The 18,408-nt window shown below is 58.0% G+C and carries 12 protein-coding genes; 1 reads left to right on the plus strand and 11 read right to left on the minus strand.

All coding sequences use genetic code 11. The annotated features are described in order from the left end of the window. Nucleotides 1–13: 13 nt before the first annotated feature. The 10 genes from VG146_16415 to VG146_16460 all read right to left on the minus strand — a co-directional run bounded on the left by VG146_16415 (nucleotide 14) and on the right by VG146_16460 (nucleotide 14,473). Nucleotides 14–610, minus strand: a complete 597-nt coding sequence (locus tag VG146_16415; protein ID HEV2393937.1) for a DUF3341 domain-containing protein — start codon at nucleotides 608–610, stop codon at nucleotides 14–16. Continuing rightward, nucleotides 607–1,986: an NrfD/PsrC family molybdoenzyme membrane anchor subunit gene (gene nrfD, locus VG146_16420; protein HEV2393938.1), complete on the minus strand. Its 1,380-nt coding sequence runs from the start codon at nucleotides 1,984–1,986 to the stop codon at nucleotides 607–609. The genes VG146_16415 and nrfD overlap by 4 nt, the downstream gene beginning before the upstream one ends. Before the next feature lie 41 nt (nucleotides 1,987–2,027). Beyond that, on the minus strand, nucleotides 2,028–5,186 hold the full coding sequence (locus VG146_16425; GenBank protein ID HEV2393939.1) for a TAT-variant-translocated molybdopterin oxidoreductase: 3,159 nt from the start codon (nucleotides 5,184–5,186) through the stop codon (nucleotides 2,028–2,030). A gap of 29 nt (nucleotides 5,187–5,215) precedes the next feature. Further along, nucleotides 5,216–5,881 (minus strand): cytochrome c3 family protein, encoded by a 666-nt coding sequence (locus VG146_16430; GenBank protein HEV2393940.1) that lies wholly within the window; start codon nucleotides 5,879–5,881, stop codon nucleotides 5,216–5,218. A 246-nt stretch (nucleotides 5,882–6,127) separates the two neighbouring features. Beyond that, a complete protein-coding gene (locus tag VG146_16435; protein HEV2393941.1) occupies nucleotides 6,128–6,352 on the minus strand; it encodes a hypothetical protein in 225 nt (74 codons plus the stop codon). A 66-nt stretch (nucleotides 6,353–6,418) separates the two neighbouring features. Next, nucleotides 6,419–8,299: a glycoside hydrolase family 15 protein gene (locus tag VG146_16440; GenBank protein ID HEV2393942.1), complete on the minus strand. Its 1,881-nt coding sequence runs from the start codon at nucleotides 8,297–8,299 to the stop codon at nucleotides 6,419–6,421. A gap of 179 nt (nucleotides 8,300–8,478) precedes the next feature. Then, complete coding sequence (locus VG146_16445; GenBank protein ID HEV2393943.1) at nucleotides 8,479–8,688, minus strand: hypothetical protein; 210 nt, start codon at nucleotides 8,686–8,688, stop codon at nucleotides 8,479–8,481. 79 nt (nucleotides 8,689–8,767) lie between these two features. After that, complete coding sequence (locus VG146_16450; protein HEV2393944.1) at nucleotides 8,768–11,923, minus strand: efflux RND transporter permease subunit; 3,156 nt, start codon at nucleotides 11,921–11,923, stop codon at nucleotides 8,768–8,770. A gap of 166 nt (nucleotides 11,924–12,089) precedes the next feature. Next, complete coding sequence (locus VG146_16455) at nucleotides 12,090–13,220, minus strand: efflux RND transporter periplasmic adaptor subunit (protein ID HEV2393945.1); 1,131 nt, start codon at nucleotides 13,218–13,220, stop codon at nucleotides 12,090–12,092. A gap of 677 nt (nucleotides 13,221–13,897) precedes the next feature. Further along, a complete protein-coding gene (locus VG146_16460) occupies nucleotides 13,898–14,473 on the minus strand; it encodes an RNA polymerase sigma factor (GenBank protein HEV2393946.1) in 576 nt (191 codons plus the stop codon). 116 nt (nucleotides 14,474–14,589) lie between these two features. On the opposite strand from VG146_16460, the gene VG146_16465 reads away from it, so the two are divergent. Then, complete coding sequence (locus tag VG146_16465; GenBank protein ID HEV2393947.1) at nucleotides 14,590–14,754, plus strand: hypothetical protein; 165 nt, start codon at nucleotides 14,590–14,592, stop codon at nucleotides 14,752–14,754. A gap of 113 nt (nucleotides 14,755–14,867) precedes the next feature. On the opposite strand, the gene treS is transcribed toward VG146_16465, so the two are convergent. Beyond that, nucleotides 14,868–18,239, minus strand: a complete 3,372-nt coding sequence (gene treS, locus VG146_16470) for a maltose alpha-D-glucosyltransferase (protein ID HEV2393948.1) — start codon at nucleotides 18,237–18,239, stop codon at nucleotides 14,868–14,870. Nucleotides 18,240–18,408 lie beyond the last annotated feature (169 nt).

Raw genomic sequence — 18,408 nt, forward strand, 5'->3', positions numbered from 1 at the left:
AGTCTGGAATCTGTCACTCATCCCATACCTCCGAAACCTTCATCGGTCCTAAGCCCTCGAGAAATCTCCAGGTCCCCTCCCGCTCAAATCTCGGGTCTTCGGTTTCAATGCACAGAAAGAAGCGGTCGATTGAGGCGCGCCGGAACTCCGGAACGTTGAACACCGGATGATGCGGCTGAGGGAGCCGGTTGAGGACGAGCATGGTCACCAGCGCCGTCAACGAAGCGATGAGCACGGTCAACTCGAACGTCACCGGAATGAAATTGGGCCAGCTATTGTGAGGACGTCCGCCCACATTGAGCGGGTAGAGGCGAGCCATCGAGTACCATTCCATAAAGTAGCCCCCCAGCCCCCCGGCCATCCCCCCCACCAGCGTGAACAAGGGCACAATGCTGTGCTCGTGTCCAAGGGCCTCGGCCAGCCCCTCAACCGGGAAAGGAGAATAGGCGTCCATTTCCCGGTAACCGGCGGCATAAGCGCGTTTGGCCGCCTCCAACAATTCATCATGCTCTTCGAACTCAGCCATCAAACCGTAGAGTGCTTTCTCCTCGGTTGTGATTGGGGTCTCGGAAGGGAATCCCAGGATGGCGCTGCGTTGTTCCGGGTTCATAGTTTCCCTTCCTTTCGTTGAGCGATCAGCTCGCGGGATTCAGAAATGGAAATCATGGGGATGTACCGGATGAAGAGGAACTGCAATGTCAGGAACAGACCGACGCTGCCCAACAAGGTGGCCCAATCCCACGCCGTCGGGGTGAACATCTGCCAACTCCGGGGCAGAAAATCCCGGTGCAGGCTTTGGACGACGATGACAAAACGTTCCACCCACATCCCGAAATTGGCCGAGAGCGCGACGAACCAAAGGGCGATGTCGTGAGTGCGAACCCAGCGGGACCAGAGCAGTTGCGGGATGACGACGTTGAGGGCCATCAACGTCCAAAACACCCAGCCATACGGACCGAATGCCCGGTCCTGCATCATGCAGCGGTCGAAAGGGTCGCCGCTGTACCAGGCCATAAAAGCCTCCATGATGTAGCCGTAAGCCACCATCCAGCAGGTGACCAGGGTGACACAGGCCATGTTGTTGAGCGTGCGGGTGGTGATCAGGTCCTGTAGCCCGTAGATGCGCCGGATTGGAATCACCAGATTCAGGACCATTGCGAAACCGGAAAAGATTGCTCCGGCAACGAAATAAGGGGGAAAGATGGTCGAGTGCCACCCGGGTAGTTGGGCTATCGAGAAATCGAAACTCACAACGCTATGCACCGAGAGCACCAGAGGGGTCGCCAGTCCGGCCAGGAGCAAGTACGCCGATTGATGGTTTTGCCAGTGGATAGCCGAGCCGCGCCAGCCCAAAGCGCCAATCCCGTAAAGAATCCGTTTCCATTTCGTTCGCGCCTTGTCGCGCACCGTCGCCAGGTCCGGCACCACCCCGATGTACCAGAAAATCAATGACACGGTAAAATAGGTGCTGACGGCGAACAGGTCCCAAACCAGCGGGCTGCGGAACTGAGGCCACAGCGCCATCGTGTCGGGGTAGGGAAGAATGAAATAGAAGGTCCAGGGCCGGCCCAGGTGCAATAAGGGAAACATCCCGGCGCAAATGACGGCAAAGAGGGTCATCGCCTCGGTGAATCGATTGATCGTGGTGCGCCACTTCTGGAGCAGGAGCAATAGAATGGCTGAGATGAATGTGCCGGCATGTCCAATGCCGATCCACCAAACGAAGTTGACGATGGCAAAACCCCAGGCGACAGGGATGTTGATGCCCCAAATGCCGGGTCCGTTGAATAGCAAATAACCGATGGCAATTCCAAACATCATGAGCATCGCAAATGCGATCGAGAATCCAACCAGCCAGGCCTTTTGGTGCGGGTGGTGGAGTGGTTCGTCCACTATCCGGTCGCTGACCTGATCGTAGGTGGTCTCCGGCCCGATCATTTCTGCCGGGTAACCCAACAGGGTAACCGGGTAGGGTTTGCCGGGCACTCTCAACTGTGGTTCTGATCCCTGGATAGTCTCCATATCTCTCAGACGGGACTTTCGTGTTGGATTGCCGGATTCCGGTTTTCGATTTTGGCCAGATAGGTGGTCCGCGGGCGTACGTTCAATTCCCCAAGCATTGCGTAGTCCAAAGGCAGGTTCTTGAGCCGGCTGACCTGGCTGCCGGGGGTGTTGAGGTCGCCGAAAACGATCGCCTCGGCGGGACAGGCCACCTGGCAAGCGGGCCTGACCTCTCCATCGCAAATCCGGCGGTCCTGTTTTTCAGCGCGAATCCGGCCCGCCGCTATCCGCTGAATACAGTAGGTGCACTTTTCCATTACACCGCGCCAGCGGACGGTCACCTCGGGGTTGTACATCGGCTTGAAATTGGGCGTGTGATAGTCCGTATAGCGTAGGAAATTGAAACGCCGGACTTTGTAGGGACAGTTATTCGAGCAGAAGCGCGTGCCGACACAGCGCTGATAAATCTGCAGGTTCAATCCTTCGCTGTCATGGACAGTCGCTTCGACTGGGCAAACCAATTCGCAGGGGGCGTGTTCGCAATGCATGCAAGGCACCGGCGCATGATTGAACCCCGGGTTGTCCAGGTCCCCCTTGTAATAGGTGTCCACGCGCAGCCAAAGCATTTCCCGCGCTTTGTGCACCTGGTCCTTGCCCACCACCGGAATGTTGTTTTCCACCTCACACGCGACCACACAGGCGTTGCAGCCGATGCACGCGCTCAGGTCAATTGACATCCCCCATTTGTAGCCATTGTACGGGTACTCCTCAGGGTAATAGAGCGTTTTGTCCTCTTCGGGAACCTTGAGTGATTTCTTAATTACATCCTGATGCGCGCGAAATTCCTCCAATGTAGCGGCGCGGTAAATCTGGCGGTCCGGACTGTGGAGATTGAAGTGGGTCTGAGTGGCGACTAACAGGTGAGTTTCGCCAGTGGAAACGAGCCTGGCTCCTGAACCGGTCCATGGCGCCTGACTTGTCCTCAAGGGATAGGCGTTGAATCCCACCTGCTCTCCCACGCGTCCTACGCGGGAGCGTCCATAACCCAAATGCAGGGTTATCGAGCCCTGAGCCTGGCCCGGCATGATCCACACCGGGCCACGCACCGTTCGGTCGTGATAGCCGATTTCCACCACATCCCCGGTCGCCAGTCCTGAACGTTCTGCTAACGCGGGGCTGACCAAAACGGCGTTGTCCCAAGTCATGTTATTTGCGGGTTTCGGACATTCCTGCAGCCAGCCATTGTTGGCGAAACGCCCATCCCACAGGCTTGGGTCGGGACGAAAACAAATCTCGAGGTTCTCAATCCGCACCCGCTTTTTAGCCGCGCGCCCAAAGGGGTCTTCCAGTTGGTTTGCCGGCTGGGCTGGAGTAACCCTCTGAATAGTGACTGACTTCAATGGTTCAGAAAAGTTTTCAGAAGGACCAGCTCCCGCGGCGCCGGGCATCGTCTCGAGGCCGAATGCTCCTCCTGGCGCGGCATTGCGTTCGAATCCTGGTCTGACTTGCACTTCCTTTCTTCGGGCCTGCGTTCCCTGAATGAATCCATCATGGAGCGCCTTGCGCCACCCCTTCTCGAACTCGGGCCAGAGATTCTGCTTTTCCCAGAATTCACGCACGATTTCGTGATCGCTCCGAATCGGCTGCTGCTGGAACATGGCTCCGAGCAGTTCATAAGCCGACTTGCCACCGTAGAGCGGAGCGATCAGCGGCTGCATCAGCGAGACCGTGCCGTCGAAGGAGCGGGCGTCGCCCCAGGATTCCAGGTAATGCGCCTGTGGAATGTGCCAACTGCAAAGAGCCGCTGTTTCATCCAGGTCCAGCCCCAAATGAATGCTCCGGTTGACCTGGGCCAATTGCCGCCCAAACTCCAGGTCCGCGGGGGCCGTATAAACCGGGTTTCCACTCAGGATGAATAGCGTATCCACTGACCCGGATTTCATTTCAGCGGCCAACGCGCGCAAGGATTGCTGCTGGTTAACCGGATTGGCCTCGGCGGTTTCTGTATAGAAAACCGTGTTGCCGATGTTCCCCAAGGTTTCATTGAGCAGATGGGCCAGGGCATGCACGATCGGCGGCTGCCATTCACCGGCAATCACAACGCTAGCTCCGCGATGCCGCTCCAGGTCCTTGACCAGCGCGCTCACCCAATCCTTGTGATGAGCGGACAAGGTCCTTTTCGGCGATTGGACTGGCGCGCTGAGTTGTTGAGCCACGTGCCGCGCCAAATCCTCAATGGCCCCGCTTTCGATGGGAAGGCGGTGGTCGGCCATTGTGCCGGTCACCGTTGGGGTGCTTTCCGCCAGGTACATCCGGCTCATCTCCAGTTTTCCAGCGCTGACCCGCCGGCCATCAATGAAATGGCGCGTATAAAGCAGCCTCTGTGGATGCGTGTAGAGAAAATCTGCCTCCAATGAAAGAATAACGGCTGCCTTGTCGAACCGATAATGCGTCTCGACAAATTCACCAAAAGCCAGATGCGCGCCCTCGCGCACATTATCCCGGGTAATCGGGTCGTATTGGCGCCATTGAGCGCGGGGGAATCGTAGCCGCACTTGCTGGAGTTGGGCCGCCAGCGTTGGCGAAGTAATTGTCTCCGTGAGAAAATGCAGTCCGGTTCCTTTTTTAGCTTCCTGCTCTTTCAGAAGGTCGTTGAGGTCAGAAAGAAAAAGCGCCCAGGTGCTGATGTCGCCGGCACGCGTTACGGTTTGCGACCGGTCCGGGTCATAAAGGTCAAGAATGGAGGTTTGAATCCAAACGCTCGAACCGCCCAGGCTGGCGGGGTGTTCGGGATTTCCGTCCACCTTGATCGGGTGGCCTTCACGGCTTTTGGCTAGCACCCCTGTAGCGAACCCACCCAGCACCATCGAGGTCGCATAATAGAGCGGCTCGCCCAGGACCATCTCCTCGGGCTGCTTGATATAGGGGAAAATCTCGCGCGTCGGTTGCTTGGTGCAGGCTGTCAGTCCCGCCAGCGCCATGGTGGCTGCCGCCATCCTCAGAAAATTCCTCCGACTCAACCCATCCCACCATTCGGATGCCCCAGGAGGAAACTCGCGGTGGAGCAGTTGCTGGAATTCCTTTGTTTCGGCGATTTCTTCCAGGCTGCGCCAGTAATCCTGGCCGCGCAAACCATTCAATTTGGCCCGAATGGCAGAAAGATCGACAGGCGGTTTCGGATTCATCGGGCCAATGGATGCTGCTTCTTGGGTTTTCATCTATGGCACATGCTGCAATCCCGCAGTTGGTTCAGGCGCACCCGGCTGATGTGATACTCCTTGAGGAGCTGCGCCCCGCGCTGGGCTTGGTCGGCTGGCGGCTTCCATTCCATATTGTAAATCTGGTCTTTGGGCCGAAGTTCTTTCTCGGGGGCTTCATGACAATTCAGGCACCAGCGCATATAAAGCGAGTGCGCCTTCCAGGTTAGAGGCATTTGATCGACAGGCCCGTGGCAGGTCGAGCAGCCGATGCCCTTCTGCACGTGGATGGAGTGGTTAAAAAAAACGAAGTCCGGCAGATCATTCACCCGCTTCCAGTGGAGTGGTTGCCGGGTGGCCAGGCTTTGGCGCTCGGGGGCCAGCATTGGGGCATCGGTCCACACTCGCGAATGACACGTCATGCAGGTCTCGGTCGGCGGGATTCCTGCGAACGAGGACTTCTCGACGGAGGTGTGGCAGTAGCGGCAATCCAGCCCCAGGCCGGCAACGTGGTGCTGATGGCTGAAAGGAACTTCCTGCTCGCGCGGCACATTCTGGCTGGTGGTATAAGGCGACCAATAGATCAGATACACCAGGCCCCAAAAGGCGAAGAAGCTCAAAAAGCCGCCTACCAGCGACACTCGGGCAAAGCTATTGCTGCTCTTTCCAAATATTTGCGCCATTGCCGAACGAGGAAGAGTTTTGCCAGGTAGAACTCCCGACCTCCTCGCTTCATTGTCTCTTGTTTATTCTTTCTGTTGAGGCTGGCTATCCATTGCCCCTTTCACCACACCTCGACCCAGGAAATTCGAACCCGCAATGCTCGCAACAACACTGACGGATGAACTGCGAATAAAAGCCCTAAGACCCGAGAATTGTTCCCTTGCCGCTCTTAGCCTAACGGGCGCCTGCAAACCCCCGCGCCTCACCTAAGGCTTGGAGAGATACGCGGTGGCTGCTTCCTGCCCTTTTCCAATGTAGTTTTGCCGCCGGCCTGTTTCTCTGAGGAATGGCCAGGCAATCAGCAGTGAGACGATGGTCATCGAGCATAAAGCCAGCAGCAGTTTCCCCATGGTCGTTGCGCCCACACCCATTGCTCCCAGGCATCCAGCCACTAGTCCGAAGGCCAGCAACATCATCACCCATTTTAACATGGTTGATGCTCCACCTTCGCAACATTTTTTCAACTGGGGATTACACCCCAGAATTACTTATGGATTCTATTTGTCGGGCTTGCCGCGCGCAATTTCCAGCATGGCCCGGACGTACTCGGCAAGGGAGAATAGCAGCGGCGTATTGCCCAGCAAGGTGCGGGTCCGAGGATCGGCGGCTTCGGAAAACAAGCCCGCCGGACCGGCGAGTTTCTCGGCCCGTTCCAGGATTCGTTCTGCGCGTTCCAGGTGGCCCGCCTTGGCATAAGTGGTCGCCAGCCAGAAAGTCGAAGGAAAAAAAGCGCCTTCCAATTCGCCCAACGGAAGCTGCCCCAGGCAGGGAGTCTGCATCGGGTCAAAGCGAAAAACAAAATCATCAATGGTGAGAGATTCCGAAATGCGCTCCAGCGTTGCGAGCACGCGCGGATGATCGGCGGGCAGGAACTCCAGCACCGGAATGAGCAACGCCGCTGCGTCGAGATCGTCGCCGTCATAATGCTGGCGAAATGCGCCAAGCCTTTCGCTCCAGCCCTTTTCCATGACCTCGGCATGAATGGTCTCGCGAGTCGTCTGCCACTCGCTCGTGTCGAAGGAGACATCGACCTTTTGCGCGATGCGAATGGCGCGGTCCAGAGTGACCCAACTCAGGACTTTGCTGTTGAGGTAATGACGCCGTTCAGGCAATTCCCAAATGCCGTTTTCCGGGTCTTGCCAATGTTTGATTGTGTGTTTGGCGACGCGAATAATGAGCTTCCAGTATTCCTCGCGCCACTGGCCGCCTTCGTTGAGGTAGGTCCAGACGCAATCCGCCAAATAGCCGTAGGAACCGAGCTGGTGTTGCTTGTAGGCGTGATTGCCGGTACGCACCGGCTGGGACTCGCGGTAGCCGGCCACGTTTGAAAGGTTTTTCTGACCGGGCCTTTTTGAGCCGCGAATGTCATACAACACCTGCAGCGGCGCGCCAAAACGCGAGAGGCGCTGAACCAGCCAGTGCAGGTATTGCCGCGTTTCTTGGAGATTGCCCAGGCGCGCAAGAATGGACACTGCCAGCGAAGCGTCGCGCACCCAGCAGAAACGGTAATCGGCGTTCCAATCGCCGCCGATGCGTTCCGGGACCGAAGTGGTGGGCGCGGCGACGGCCGAACCTTCGGGCGCGTACGTCAGCAGATGCACCATCATCGCGGCGCGCCGGATTTCCTTTTCTCCGATGCTGCCGGGGCGAAGCGCTCCGACCCAGTCCTGCCAATAACCGCGCGTCTTTTCCATCGCGCCGCGGGCGGATTCAACCGTCCAACCATGGCCCGCCGCGCCGCACTCAAGCACCGTCCAGAGTTCCTCGCCTTGCTTCAATTCAAACACCTGCCGCAAACGGGACTGTTCCGCCGTGAGCGGACGGCTTGTCCACAGGCGCAAAGAAAATTCCGGCAATTGAATGGTGTAACCGGTGCTGTGCGCGGTAATCATCGCGGGGTTTTGCTGAAAACGACAGCCCGGCTGAAAGCCCAATTGGCAGCGCACCGTGCCGCGCTCGCAACGCAACGCGCGCACCACCACGCGCACGCCGGTTTGTTCAGGTGGCCGCCGGCCCTCGGGCCAGAGCATCGCGTCGTGCAGCACCAAGGTTCCTTCGCTTAGTTCCCAGCGCGTTTCGAGAACGGCGCTGTTCTCGAGATAGTGTTGCGCGCCGGTGGCCATTCGCGCCGGGCCGAGACGCCAGTGGCCCCCTTTCGACCAATCCAACAGCGCCCCGAACACCGGCGCGCTGTCAAAATCCGGCAGGCACAACCAATCCAGCGTTCCGTCCGCGGCAACCAACGCGGCCGTCCGCCGGTCACCGATAATCCCGTGTCGTTCGATGGCGGGATACGGAACAACGCGAGCGCGTTCCGTCAATCCAGGCGGCGCTTCGGCCACGGGTTCCGGAGCCGCAATAACATTGGTCTCGTTCATAGACATCCCGCTTTTGCTTTCATCATTTTGAATCAGTCCCGGACAGGTCGCCGGAGAATTTAAAGTCCTACAGCGTACGCCCTATTTGCGGAGTTGAAAAAGGAGGTATATTCCTCATGTGAAGAGGGGTACAGCCAGGTCCTCCTCCCCTTTCTTGGGTTACCTCTTGCCGACCAGTCCTAGTCGCGTTTTGTGAAGTACCAGACCAAGCCCAGGATGCCAATGAGCGCCAGGATGAAAACACCAGGACGGCGACGAGCCAATCCCATTGTCGCGGAGGGCAGATGCTTGATCGCGTCCCTCGGTGATTGCTCAAATTGCTCAATATCCGAATGCAGATTCTTTTGATTCCAGGTTTCCGCTGGTGCTGAAGCGATGCTTTCTTTCATCGGAACACGATAGAATATGCCTGGCGAAATCCCAAGTGGGTGAAAAGCCTACTGCCTCGCTGCTCAATTGCAAACCCGTTCATTTAGCGAGTATTTCAGCCGGTTGCAGCAGGTCTGACTGACGGGAGCCGGGCAGGTGCAAATCCCGGCCAATAGCTCCCGGGGCTTCACCCACGTGCTGTTTGGCAATCAGAACATAGATCGAGGGAATAACCAACAGTGTGAACAGAGTGCCCAGAGCCATGCCGGCGACCAGCGTAATGCCGATGGAATTTCGCGCGGCAGCCCCCGCCCCGGTCACCAGTGTCAGAGGCAAATGTCCGCAGACAGTGGCAGCGCTGGTCATCAGGACAGGGCGCAGGCGAATCAGGGCCGCTTCGCGGACGGCGTGGAGTTTGGCAAGCCCCCGGCGCTGGAGTTCATTGGCGAATTGCACAATCAAGATGCCGTTTTTCGAGACCAACCCAATCAAAGTCACCAGGCCGACTTCAGAATAGATGTTCATGGTGGTGGTCCAGCCGTTGGTGAAGAATGGGACACCCTGGCCCGGCATTTTGAGGAAGCTGAAGATCAGCGCGCCGAACATGGCCAGCGGCACCGAACCGACCAGGATAATCAGTGGGTCACGGAAGCTGTTGAATTGCGCCGCAAGCACGAGAAAAATCAATGTCAACGCCAAGAGAAAAGACGGCAGAAACTTGTTTCCTTCCACTCGCAACTGGCGTGATTCGCCCGTGTAATCAAGCTTGTAGCCTTTGGGCAGGATTTTACCTGCCTCGCCCTCCAGGAAACGCAGGGCCTGGTCGATCGGGCAGATGGCCACCCCGCTGATCTTCACGGCGTTGAATTGTTGGAACCGGGAGAGGGAACGCGGGCCGGTTGTTTTCTTGAGAGTGGCGAAAGTGCTGAATGGGACCAACTGGCCGTTAGGCCCTTTGACATACGTGTCTTCAAGCTGGCTAGCGTTGAGCCGCTCGATGCGTTTGAGTTTCGGAATGACTTTATAGCTGCGCCCATCCAGGTTAAAGCGATTCACGAAATTGCCGCTGGTGAGTGTGCCGAGGTCCGCGCCCACATCGGCCATATTCAGGCCCAGCGAAGCAACTTTGTCCCGATCTATCACCAGTTCCACCTCGGGTTGGTCCATTTTCGTGTCGATAATCGGCGGAAAGGCGAACATACCGCTGGCAGCAGCTTTCTGTTGGAGTTGCTGGGCAAATTTGAGAATCTCATCAGGCTCAGCCGTCGCCCCGATCACGATTTCGACCGGGAAATTGCCCCCGCCGGGCAGCGCCGGCGGAGTCGCCAGCATGGTGCGGACCCCCGGGATTTGGCTCACCTTTTTTTGAACCTCGGGCAGAAGCTGGAACACAGTCCGCTTCCGCTCGCCCCAGGGCTTGAGCACCACGCCGGCAAAGCCGCTATTGGGGGAGGTTACCTGGAAGGTTTGGCTTCCCTCCGGCACACTCAGCAGCTCACGATTCACGGCGTCGGTGTAGAACGTTGTCTGATCAATTGTCGCGTCGGCCGGCGCCTCGATAATGCCCATGATAAAGCCCTGGTCTTCGGGTGGGGCAAGTTCTTTGGTTTGCCACACCATCATAAACATGGGGAGCATCAGCAGGCTCAGGACCAGCCAGACGGTATAGACTGCCGGGCGCGCCGAAAGGGTGGCATCGAGTACCCTGCCGTAAATGCGCCGGAGTTGATCAAACCCATGGTTGACGCGCCCTGCCAAACCGCGTTCCTCACGCCGGGCATTCAGCAACCTCGAAGACATTACCGGCGAAAGCGTCAGGGCGACGATGCCCGAAATGAACACCGCGCCTGCCAGAGTGAATGCAAACTCACGAAAGAGCGAACCGGTGAGGCCGCCTTGAAGCCCGATGGGGACATAAACCGCCGCCAGCGTGATGGTCATGGCGATGACCGGGCTGACCAGCTCGCGGGCGCCCAGCAGCGCCGCATTGAGCGGGGTTTGCCCCTCGCGCACGTGCCGCTCGACATTCTCGACAATGACGATCGCGTCATCGACCACCAGGCCCACCGAAAGGACGATCGCCAAGAGAGTCAGCAAATTTAGCGTAAATCCGAATATCTGCATCAGGAAAACCCCGCCAATGAGCGAGATGGGAATGGCAACCAGCGGCACCAGGACCGACCGCAGCGAACCCAGGAATAGGAAGATGACGATGGCAACGATCAGGAGCGTTTCGGTCAGTGTCCTGAGCACCTCGCGGATGGCATCATCGATGTACTTGGTGGCGTCGTAAGCGATGCCGCCTCGCAATCCGCTGGGCAGCTCGCTTTGGATGAGCGCCATTTCGGCCCGCACGCGTTTCATCACATCCAGGGAATTGGCATTAGGGAGCGCCCAGACGCCCATAAAGACCGCGCGCTGGCCGCCAAAACGCACTTCGGAATCATAATCCTCCGCCCCCAACACCACGTCGGCTACGTCACCCAAACGAACCAGGGTATCGCCCGATTGCCGAACCACCAGCTTGCGAAATTCATCGATCGAGCGCAGGTCAGTATTGGCTGTGAGGTTGACTTGCACCAGGGCCCCTTTGGTCTGGCCGGCGGCTGAGAGAAAGTTGTTGGCCGCCAGCGCATCCCGGATTTGGGCCGGGTTGAGGTTCAACGCCGCCATGCGGTCCGGTTTGAGCCAGATACGCATGGCGAATGTGCGCCCGCCAAGGATGTCGGCGCGCTGCACGCCTTCGAGCGCCGAGAGGCGAGGCTGGACGATGCGCACCAGGTAATCGGTAATTTGGTTCGCTTCGAGGATGTCCGACGAGAAGCTCAGGTAAGCGGCGGCAAATTGGGAATCGACTGAGGTGATATTGATGACCGGCACCTGGGCGTCGGGAGGGAGGTCACCGCGGATTTGGTCCACCTTCGAGCCGATTTCGGCCAGCGCCTTGGTCGGGTCGTAGTTGAGCTTGAGCCGCACAGTAATGGTCGAAAGCCCCAGCGCACTGCTGGATTCAATGTAATCGATGCCATCGGCAGCGGCGATGGCCCGTTCCAGAGGGGTGGTGATGAATCCGCGCACCAACGCGGCGCTGGCGCCCACATAAACCGTGGTGACCGTCACCGCCGCATTATCGCTGCGTGGGTATTGCCGAACCGTCAGTGTGTGGATGGCCTGGACCCCGGCGATAAGGATGAGGAGGTTGACGACAATGGCCAAGACGGGCCGCCGGATGAAGATGTCAGTAAACGACTTCATGCCGCTAATTCCAGTGAGCTTTCAAAAGGAGACCAAGGCGCGCAGGATTTCGGGGCCGCTGGCGAGGCGCATACCCGCAGCGGCCTGTAACGAGCGAGCAGCGAAGCCAACGGCCCAAAGGACAAGCGAATTAGTCTCATCTTGAAAGCGATTGGGAATAACAAGCTCAGCTATCGGGCGGGTTCGGCGTTTCGGAAAGCTTCGGCGCCACCTGATTATTCTCAATGACGCTCATCCCATTGCGCAGCTTGAAGGCGCCGGCCTTCACAACCCGTTCGCCCGGCTTGAGACCCGCCTGCACACTCACAAAATCCCCCCGCGCCGCCCCGGGCCGGATAAATTGCTGGCGGACAATCAGGGCGCTCGTCCCGCTGGTCTTATCCGGGGCGGATTCGATAATAAAAACCGAGTCACCGTAGGTGGCGCTGAGCACCGCGGTGGCAGGGATGACCAGGACATCCTGCTCTTCAGGCAGCAGGACTTCAACCCGAGAGAACATCCCGGGCCGGAGAAGTTTTTCGGCGTTTTGGAACGTGGCTTGCAGGGATATGCTCCGAGTCGATTGATCAAGGTCCGGGTTGATGGCGCTAATGGCTCCGTCGAACTTGCGGCCTGGGTACGCATCGGTTGTTATCCTAACCTTCATTCCTTCTTTTAGACGCCCCAGTTCCTGCTGCGGCAGCGAGAAATCCACATAAATCGGCGTGAGCGATTGCAGCGAAACGATGGGTTTACCCGTGTCAAGGTACTGACCCAGGTTGACCATGCGGATGCCCAAACGTCCGGCAAATGGGGCGCGGATGGTTTTTTTCTCGATCGCGGCCCGGATCGCGTCGGCATTAGCCTGGTTTTGCTTCAAAGTCGCCTCCGCTCCGTCCAATTCGGATTGTGAAATCATGTTTTGCTCGCGCAAGGTCCGCTCGCGAGCCAGATTGATGCGGGCCAATTCGGCCTGGGCATCGAGTGCGCGAAGCTGGGCGTCCTCGGCTGAAGTATCCAGGCGCAGCAGCAAATCGCCTTTGGCCACCAGCGCGCCGGACTCGAAATCAATTTCAGTGATTGTTCCGGGCAGTTCCGGCGTGATAATTACTCCCTGGAAGGCCGTCAAGGTGCCGATGGCCGACAGTGTATTTTGCCATTTCTCCTGGCGGACGGTTGTCGAGGAGACCGCCTCAGGTGGCTGGACAAAGGATTTCCCAGCAGCCATGAGGGTCTGAATTTGGAGCATTTTCAACCCAGCCAGTCCTCCGGCGATGAGCAACACGAGGCAAATCGCTATAGTTATTTTGCGCGCCATGACATTCCAGCACTATTTTTTCAATTTCTGAGTCTTTCGGCCAAACAAATAACGGTTCAGAGGCGTAACCTCTGCCTTCTTTGCATCTCGGCTAATTAATCCTGAGAATCGTAATTAAAGGCTTGGGTCGCGTCAAATCCATCGAGAGTAACTCTTGCGTTTTAATTTCTCTTTTCCGTTCTTATGACGAATGAGCTGAGTCATTCGGGACATTTTTTCCGCGGATTCTTATCGCTCCAAGCCAGCTCTCCGGGTAAGACCTCGTGCTTTGCTCAAGTTTGCGCTGGAGCGTCAGGCCCTTGTTCCTCCTCGTGACCGGAGTCGCACCAGGGTGACTTTGGCCAGTCACCGAAACGTTGGCGCATTTCCTGTCGCATTTTTTCGCGTTGTTCTGGTGTCAGTGATTCCCACCGTTTCATCATCATGCGACGGCGCCAGGGTGGGCCAAAGGGCCCTCCACCTCGGCCTGGAAAACCTCCAAAGAGAATCCTCGCTAAAACGAGGATGCCCGCAGCCTGCCAATAAGTGACCGTTTTCACGCCGGCCACTTCGGTGAGGACTCCATTCCACAAGCCGTAAACAGCGAGTGCTACCAATGCCACAATCCCGAGCACGAACAGTGGGATGAGAAAACGAAATTTGCAGAATGGTTTTGTCATAGTAAATGCGTGTGAAGGTTAAGAAAGAAATTCATCATGGAGACGTTGAAATCGTTGTCGCAAGTGCAGCACCGCATACCGCTTGCGCGACAGCAGCGTATTGAGGTTCTCGCCGGTGAGTGCGGCGATTTGCTGGAATGACAGGCCATCGAGCTCATGCCACACAAACACCTGGCGTTGTTCCTGAGGCAGTTCCGCCAGAGCGGCCTGTAGTTGTTCCCAGAACAGATTGCGCAGATTCTCGCTTTCGGGCGTTGATGCTTCGCGCAGGAGAAATTCAGGCACCTCGAACGCGTCGTCTTCCAATTCGGATTCGGCAGCCATGGCCTCCAAAGACGCCATCTTGGGCTTGCGATACTGGTCGATAATTCGATTCCGCGCGGTGGTATAAAGCCAGGAGAGGACGTGTTCGATGGGCCCATCCTCGAGAGCGGTAATCAGTTGTCGCCACACGTCCTGCAAAATGTCCTCGGCATCGGCCTGGCTCCCAACCCGGGCGCGGATGAAGCCCATCACCCGCTCGCCGGCGCGGGTGACAATCTGGCCGATGTCGTTGCTCCGCTCGTCGCTCATGAATTCAGCAGGCTGTGCCATGGCTTCCATTCCAATAGTGGAGACGGACCAGAGGCTAAAATATTGTAAAGCTCTTGAACCTGCACTTAGCAATGCCTGCGAGGCCAAAACCAAATTCTCGGAACTCTTGGAGCGGGTTGGCAAGGGCTGAAGAGATTACCATTACCAAACACGAAAAGCCGGTCGCGCGCCTGGTGCCTTTTGAAAAACCCAGCCGGGTTGAACTCGCAAAGCTCTTTAACGACCTGGACGCGTTTGGCTCCAAACATCCGCTGTTGAAAAACTCTCTTATCGCGACCTGATTGAGGGCGGACGCAAGCGATGAGCCGTCTGGTGATAGATGCCTCGATGACGCTTAGCTGTCTTTTGCCCGATGAAGGCGGCCCACTCGCGCTGGCCGTTCGGGACGAGCTACTCACCGGGACTCATCCAACAGGCGCAGGATGCCTTGAAGTGGAACCTTGAGCAACGTCGGGCGATCGCAGAGGTCGTCACCCAGTTCGTGCATGGCTTGGTTGAGCAGGTAAGCCTTCAACATGACCTGAAGATCGTCGGCTGCGTTGGGCAGCAGGTCAGAGGCCCCGAGAGCCTGGAGATAAGCCCGCACGAAGGAGGCACTAACCGCTTGATTCCAAAAACCCGCCCACGGCTCAAAAGCAGCCAGGTTTTCCGGCGGCAGGCTGCCGCGCGCCACGTGCTGTTGCAGCCCCTCATGGGCTGCATAATGGAACGAGCGGACCATCCCCGCCACGTCCCGCAATGGGGAGCGCTTGATGCGCCGCTCACTCAGGGCCAGCCCTGGCTCGCCTTCGAAGTCGAAAATGATGAAATCTTTTCCGGTCCAAAGCACCTGGCCGAGGTGGTAATCGCCGTGAATGCGAATGCGTTTGGCGCTGAGGGAGCGTTCGAAGAGCGGGCGGTAGCGAGCGATGATCTCGCTTTCGAGCAAAAGCGCGCGCTCGGCCATGGGCGCCAAATCGGGAGGCAGTGCTTTGAGCTGTTTTCGCAACAGACGCAGGTTGTGCGTGGCCAAAGTGCGCATGGATTGGAACAGGCCGCGGACCTCATGGGGTGTGAACGGCTCGGGGGCAAAGGCCGCGTCCTCTGGCTCTGAGGCCAAGGCCAGGTGCATGGCGGCGGTGCGATGGCCTAGCAGGCGCGCCAACTCGAGGAAAGTGCCGATGAGTTCCTGCACGGCGGCAGAGGGCTCCTCGCCGCCCAAACCAAACATACCCTTGCCCTCCGGCGGCGGTTTCTGACCTTTGGCGTCGAGCGCGCCCACGCGGTCGTAATAGCGCCCCAGTGCGTCCAGTGTCAGCAACCAGGCCTCCTTGGAATCGTTGACGTAGCCAGACACAATCGCAAGGCTCAGACAATTGCCATCCTGCTCGATATACTCCAGCGCACCGGACAGCGGGGGCGCGTTTGGAAATTCCCGTTCGGTAAGGAACCGTCCGATTTCCAGGTCGGGGTTGATGCCGGGGTCCAGCCGTCGAAAGAGCTTTAACAGGAGTTTATCGCCAAACAACACGGAGGAATTGCGTTGGCTGCCTTTCCATGGGCGCGGAGTCGATGGAACCTCCTGGCCCAGGATGCGCTCCAGGGCAGGGGTATGTGAACCCTGGATTTGACCGTCTCGGCCTTGACTGCGCTTCGAGCGGAGAACCATCTCCAGCAGGGCGCGGCAGAATGGTGCGCTTTCCAAGGCATCATGCACCACGCCCGAGGCGCCCCCGAGCAGGTCCAATTCGGCGATCATCATACGTGGCGCGGTTTCGCGAAGACGTTGGGCCTCAACACCCGAGGAGAAGGCCAAAGGCATCGAGTAAAGTTCCGGCTCGCCTTGCGTGTAATCAACTTGCGCCAGCGCCAGGAGACCCGCTATTCCCTGCCCTTCAGCCGGCACAGGAACGGTCTGTTTGATGGTGACTTCTTTGATAGTCCTGGTCTTGCCGCCGAACCAGGATTGCGCGCGGATGAAATCAGGAAGCCTCGTCCCTAATGCCTGCCTGGCCCTGCCGCTGAAGACCTGAATCCAGTCGCCTGCGACAGTCAACGTTGGCGGCGCAGCGCCCTTCAAAGGAGAGACTCGCGCGGGTGCAGGTTTAAATTCCAGTGAGAACCAATAGAACGCGTGGGGTCCCAACGTTAGAGGATAAGGCTTATCCATGACGGCCTGGAAAGACGTGCGGCCAAACAGTTCGACGGGAACCTTTTCTTTGAAGTCGGAGAGGTCCAACTCGACGGGCTGCACAAAGCGGGAGAGATTGGCCACCACAAGCAACGTTTCCGCCTCGTCGCGGAGCACGTAACTGAGAATGCTGCGGTTTTCCGGCTGCAGGAACTGGCACTGGCCTTCGCCCAGGGCCCGCCACTTCTTGCGCAGCGCCAGCAGTCGGCGCATCCACCAGAGCAGCGAATGAGGATTACCCAACTGCGCCTCGACATTGACCGCTTCGTAGTGGTATTCCGGATCGTAGATGATGGGGAGGTACAGCGCCTGCGGGTTGGCGTGGGAGAAACCGGCGTTCTTGTCGGAACTCCAGTGCATCGGTGTGCGCACGCCGTTACGGTCGCCCAGATAGATGTTCTCACCCATGCCGATTTCGTCCCCGTAATAGAGCACTGGCGTCCCGGGCAAGGAAAAGAGCAGGGCATTGAGCAACTCGATACGGCGCCGGTCGTTGCCCAGCAGCGGGGCAAGGCGGCGCCGGATGCCGATATTCAGCCGCGCCTGGTGGACGTGGGCATACATCCGATACATATAGTCCCGCTCCTCGTCGGTGACCATTTCGAGGGTCAGTTCGTCATGATTGCGCAAAAACAAGGCCCATTGAGCAGTCTCTGGGATAGGAGGTGTCTGTTCGAGGATATCGATAATCGGGGTGCGGTCTTCCAGACGCAAGGCCATGAACAGCCGCGGCATGAGAGGGAAGTGAAACGCCATGTGGCACTCGTCGCCTGTGCCCTGGCCGAAGTAAGCCACGGCGTCTTCCGGCCATTGGTTGGCTTCGGCCAGCAACATCCGGTCCGTGTATTTGGCATCGACATGGGCGCGGAGTTTCTTCAGCGCATTGTGGGTTTCGGGCAAGTTCTCGCAACTGGTGCCTTCGCGCTCGTACAGGTAGGGGACTGCATCCAGGCGCACCCCATCAACGCCCAGGTCCAGCCAGAAGTCCAGCACCTTGATCATCTCATCGAACACCTCCGGGTTATCATAATTGAGATCGGGCTGGTGCGAGAAGAACCTGTGCCAGTAGTAGGCGTTGGCGACATGGTCCCAAGTCCAGTTTGAGACTTCAACGTCTTTGAAAATGATGCGGGTCTCTTTGTATCTCTTCGGGGTGTCGCTCCAGACGTAAAAGTCGCGACAGCCGCTGCCGGGCTTGGCGCGGCGGGCGCGCTGGAACCACGGATGCTGGTCGGAGGTGTGATTGAGCACCAGTTCGGTGATCACCCGCAGCCCGCGCAGATGGGCTTCTTGCAAGAAGACCTTGAAATCCTCCAGCGTTCCATAGATTGGGTGAACGCCGTAATAATCGGCGATGTCGTATCCGTCATCTCGCAATGGAGAGGGGTAGAATGGCAGCAACCAAAGCGCCGTCACTCCCAGGTCCTTGAGGTAATCGAGTTTGCCGGCCAGGCCCTTGAAATCACCAACCCCATTGCCATCGCTGTCGCAAAAGGCGCGCACATGCACCTCGTAAATGACACCGGTCTTGTACCAATAGGGGTCCTGGTCCAAACCCTCGCGGTTCGGGCTTTTTGCTGGCTCGGCTGTCGTCATAACGGTGCAATAAACAGGTCATAACCTCTACTGGACGCCGCGCCGCAGCAAGAGCGAACAACGCGTGGCCTGTAATCGGTTAGTGACGGCGGGCGCTGCCGCCTAAAAGGCGGCGTTCCGCGCGTCCGGAACGCCGGCTTCAGCCGGCAGCCCCGTAGTCACTGAGGCG

Source organism: Verrucomicrobiia bacterium (assembly GCA_035946615.1).
In the GTDB taxonomy this organism is placed as follows: Bacteria; Verrucomicrobiota; Verrucomicrobiia; order Limisphaerales; family UBA8199; genus DASYZB01.